The organism is uncultured Chryseobacterium sp. (genome assembly GCF_913776365.1).
Classification (GTDB): Bacteria; Bacteroidota; Bacteroidia; order Flavobacteriales; family Weeksellaceae; genus Chryseobacterium.
Genome location: NZ_CAJYMO010000287.1, coordinates 1 through 4678, shown reverse-complemented (window position 1 = coordinate 4678; position 4678 = coordinate 1). Strand labels below are relative to the sequence as shown.

General features: G+C 39.6%; 4 protein-coding genes. All 4 read left to right on the top strand.

What is annotated here, in order from left to right; genetic code table 11:
- The coding region (gene glyA / locus QZ735_RS15120) for a serine hydroxymethyltransferase (RefSeq protein WP_294249985.1) at positions 1-1028 on the top strand (1028 nt) is incomplete at its 5' end.
- Positions 1029-1247: 219 nt separating this feature from the next.
- Positions 1248-1712, top strand: coding sequence for a regulatory protein RecX (locus QZ735_RS15115; RefSeq protein WP_294249983.1), 465 nt, complete (start codon positions 1248-1250; stop codon positions 1710-1712).
- Between the two features lie 69 nt (positions 1713-1781).
- On the top strand, positions 1782-4109 hold the full coding sequence (locus QZ735_RS15110) for a T9SS type A sorting domain-containing protein (RefSeq protein ID WP_294249981.1): 2328 nt from the start codon (positions 1782-1784) through the stop codon (positions 4107-4109).
- A 1-nt stretch (position 4110) separates the two neighbouring features.
- Positions 4111-4350 carry a hypothetical protein gene (locus QZ735_RS15105; protein ID WP_294249979.1) on the top strand — a complete coding sequence of 80 codons (240 nt, stop codon included), beginning with the start codon at positions 4111-4113 and terminating at the stop codon, positions 4348-4350.
- Positions 4351-4678: the final 328 nt, after the last annotated feature.

Sequence of the window (4678 nt, the reverse complement as noted above, 5' to 3'; positions counted from 1 at the left end):
CGAATGTTCAGCCTCATTCCGGTTCCCAGGCGAATGCAGCCATTTATCTTGCGGTTTTGAAACCCGGTGACAAAATCATGGGAATGGACCTTTCGATGGGAGGACACCTTACCCACGGTTCATCGGTAAACTTTTCGGGGATCCAGTACGATGTGGTTTCTTACGGCGTTCAGCAGGAAACCGGCCTTATCGATTACGATCAGATGAGGGAAGTGGCCTTAAGAGAAAAGCCGAAAATGCTGATCGCAGGTTTCTCAGCCTATTCCAGGGATCTTGATTATGCAAAATTCAGAGAAGTGGCGGACGAAATCGGGGCTACGCTTTGGGCGGATATCGCCCACCCGGCAGGTCTTGTGGCTAAAGGTCTTTTAAATAACCCGTTCGAGCACTGTCATCTGGTAACCACTACTACTCACAAGACATTGAGAGGTCCGAGAGGAGGGATGATCATGATGGGTAAAGATTTTGAAAATACATACGGTCACAAAACACCGAAAGGCGAGATCAAAATGATGAGTCAGGTTCTTGACGGAGCTGTTTTCCCGGGAATCCAGGGTGGCCCGCTGGAACACGTCATTGCCGGAAAAGCAGTAGCTTTTGGCGAAGCATTGGATGATAAGTTCATGACGTATGCCAAGCAGGTACAGTCTAATGCGCAGGCTTTGGCCAAGGCCATGATCGACCGGGGGTTCGATATTGTAAGCGGTGGAACGGATAACCACCTGATGCTGGTAGACCTAAGAAATAAAAATGTGAACGGTAAGGAAACCGAAAAAGCATTGGTATTGGCCGATATTACCTGCAACAAAAATATGGTTCCTTTTGATGATAAGTCACCGTTTACGACTTCAGGAATCAGATTGGGTACCGCAGCCATCACCACAAGAGGATTGAAAGAAAATGATATGGATACGATTGCCGGATTTATTTCTGAAGTAGTAGACAATATCAAAAATGAAGAAGTGATCACTTCCGTAAGAAAGAAAGTGAATGATTTAATGGAAGGTAAGGCCTTATTCAACTATTAAAAATTGCTTTTGGCCGATAGCCTTCGCTTGTTGGCTTTCAATATAAAACAGAAAGAGGTTCAAAGTATTTTGTGCCTCTTTTTTATAAACAGCCATTTAATGACCCACTAAGTAGCTGATAGCAATTGGCTTTTTTGCTGTCGGATTTATAGTCAGAATTTTAAAATTCGAAAACGTATTATCAAATTATTTCAAGTACTTATCAACATCAAATCAGAAATGAACTCCGAGAAAAAATCGTATACATTTGAAGAAATAAAACAGAAGCTGGTCAATTATTGTGTTTACCAGGACCGGTGCCATGCGGAGGTAGAGCAGAAAATGCGGGAGTTTGTTTTGATCCCGGAAGCGAAGGAAGAAATCCTTCTGTACCTGATGCAAGAAAACTACCTGAACGAAGAACGGTTCACCCGGAGCTACATCCGGGGAAAATTTTATCTGAAAAATTGGGGGAAAACGAAAATTAAAATTCATTTAAAACAAAAAGGAATCAATGATAAATTAATTTCTTCCTGTTTTAATGAAATTGATGAAAATGATTATTTAAAGATTATCCGTAAGGTATACGAAAATTATGAAAGTAAATTAAAAGGCTTGAACGATTATCAAAAAAAGTTAAAAACTATTAAATATCTTTTAAGCCGGGGTTTTGAATATGATGCCATTTTGCAGGTAAGTGATTGAAAATTAACATAGATGTAATTTTAACATTCATTAATATTATTTAGATTTGCCGAACAAAAAGATAATTATATGAATTTAAAACTACAACAATTATCAAAGGTGTTGATGGCATTTTTGATGACTCTGTTCTCGGTGTGGGGATGGAGTCAGGGCAACTTTTCGGTTGCTCCGGTTTTCTCAGAGGATTTTGGATCCATTGCCGATGGGACAAATCTTACAACAACCAATACAGCATTCTCCAATGTCAGAGTCGGTACGTCAACCGGTTCGGCAAGTATCAATAATGAAGTTGTAGCAAAGAATCCTTCCTCTTTTTCTTCTGGTAGCTCCGCTTTGATCGGTGCTAAAGGAGGGAGTATTACAACGGTTGACAAAACCGGGTTAACGTCTTTCAGAAGCGGTACTTTCACGTTTAAATTTAGAACGCCAGCCTCTTTTGGCTCTGGCGTTATAGTCGGTGCAGTAGGAACAGGAGCCAGTTTTGGTTCCAATAACGGATTTACCGGTTCTCAGCTGGCAGCAGCCTTCCAGGTTACAGGAAGTTCTTTACAGATAAGATCAAGCGGTGCCTGGTCTGCGGTACAGACATTGGCTACCTCCAGTGATTACACGGTTACAATAGTTTTTAATAATTCTACAGCTGCTTTAACCTATGGTGACGGAAATTCATTACCTGTTAACAGAGCTGATATTTGGATAAACGGAATAAAATCTTCAACGTCATTCGTATCAGCGACCAACAATTTAGGAGTTGCTGCTTTCAGAATTTATACGAATACAACTGAATATGAGGTAGATGATATCATGGTTTACAATTCTGTTCCCGATGGTTCTACAACCTGGGATGGTTCAACCTGGTCCGGAGGGACTCCCAATTCTGGTGTAAATGCTATTGTTACGGGTAATTACACCACCTCTTCTACAACTCCTGGTTTTACTGCTAAGAATATCACCATTAAAAACGGGGGATCTCTTGAAATAGCAGATACATATACCATTACAGGTACGGAAGTCGTGGTAGAGGATGGTGGTAATCTTATTCAAAGGGATGGTTCCACGCTTGCCTCTACTAATTTTAAGGCCTTGAGAAACAGCACAAGTTCTGCAACAAAATATGTCTTCTGGTCTTCACCGGTTGCCAATCAAAACTTATTTACGGCGTATTCTAACGGCTCTTCATCTACAGCTCCACTTTATGTGATGAGCTATGATCCGGCAACCAATTTATATCCAACGGTTGCGAATGACAATGCCAACTTCACAAACAATGCAGGAAAAGGGTATTCGGTAAAAGTTCCGGCCACCAATGCCAGTCTGGTTTTCGGAGGCGCTGCTCAGGTTCCTAACAACGGAGCGATCAATGTAGCCTTGAGTAATGCCGGAGACGGATATAATTTAATTGGTAATCCTTATCCTTCAAACGTCAGTCTGACCGATTTTTATACGGCCAACAATTCAGCCATTGAACCGACCTTATGGTTCTGGGATAATACAACAGGAAATGTTACGACACAGACAGGGAATACCTCAGTGAATGTAGGCTTCGCTACTTTCAATGCGCAATCAGGAACCTGGACCGAAGCACCAAACACCCAGTCTTACAGTTCTGCATCACTGAATTCTTTAGGCAGTTTTGCTAAGATCAGTCAAGGTTTTATCGTAAAATCAATTAATGGAACAGCTGCGACATTTACAAATGCCATGCGTACTTCAGCAGCGGCTGTTACGACGAATAAAAATGTAAATCCTGCAGAGGGTAAATATTGGATCAGACTGACCACATCTTATGGAAATGCTCTTACTCAGGCCATCACTTACAACCAAGGGGCATCTGATGCTTACGATGGGTACGATTCAAGAGCAATGGGAATGGGTTCTGATGCATTCTACAGTTTGGCAGGAACTGAAAAACTGGTGATTCAGGGTAAGGCGCCTTTTCATATCAATGATGTTGTGCCATTAGGTAACAAGCATTTTGAAAACGGGGATTTTACAATTTCCCTGTCTCACAAAGAAGGTCTATTTACACACGGTCAGCCAATCTACCTTCATGATAAGCAAAACGGAACATATACCAATCTGCAATCAGGAAACTATACTTTCTCGGCAAATGCAGGAGATTTTACCAACAGATTTGAGATCGTATATAAATTAAATGTTTTATCTACAAACGAGGCTGAAAAGAAATCTTTTGAAGTTTACAGAGATGGTGAAGACTTCGTAGTGAGAAATCATCATAATATCCAATCTGTTGAAGTTTTCGATGCTGCCGGAAGAAAAATTCAGCAGATATCAGCCAATTCTAAATCAGTAATTGTAAAACTTCAGACAAAAGGAATATATATCCTTAAAGCCGTCTCCGAAGGAAAACAATTTACTCAAAAAATAATTAAATAAAATGAAAAAGATAATTATCATATTTTCGCTGATGGTTTCCGGCTTCTCGCTGGCTCAATCTGGCAATCCTTATATTTACGATCAGCCTGAAACTTCTGAAATGGAGGAAAAAAGTACCCCTGCAGGACCGGGAGATCCTGGTTCAGTTCCTATAGATGAATATATTCCTGCGCTTTTTATAACGGCAGTTGTTCTGGCATTTGCTGTTTCAAATAAGAAAAGAGGAATTGAAAAAAATTAATAATAAAGAACATCATATTCCCGGAGCAGATGCTTCGGGAATTTTTATAGTATTTCAGAAGCATTGATGCATAGCTGTCTTTTGACTCTGCATAGAACTCTATTTGCACAGCAAAAAGATCATCGGAGAAATTTTATATGCATAGATCTGTCTTTAGTTATTTCTAGATGAGTATTTTATTTAATATTTTGATAATCAGTTTTGTATGTTTTATAATGGAATGATTTATAATATTTAATTTTTTTATCATCATAATATTGTTAGATTTGCAAAATTAAATTAAACACCAAAAATGCGGGATGAAAAAGCTATATGATGCTTTTAATGC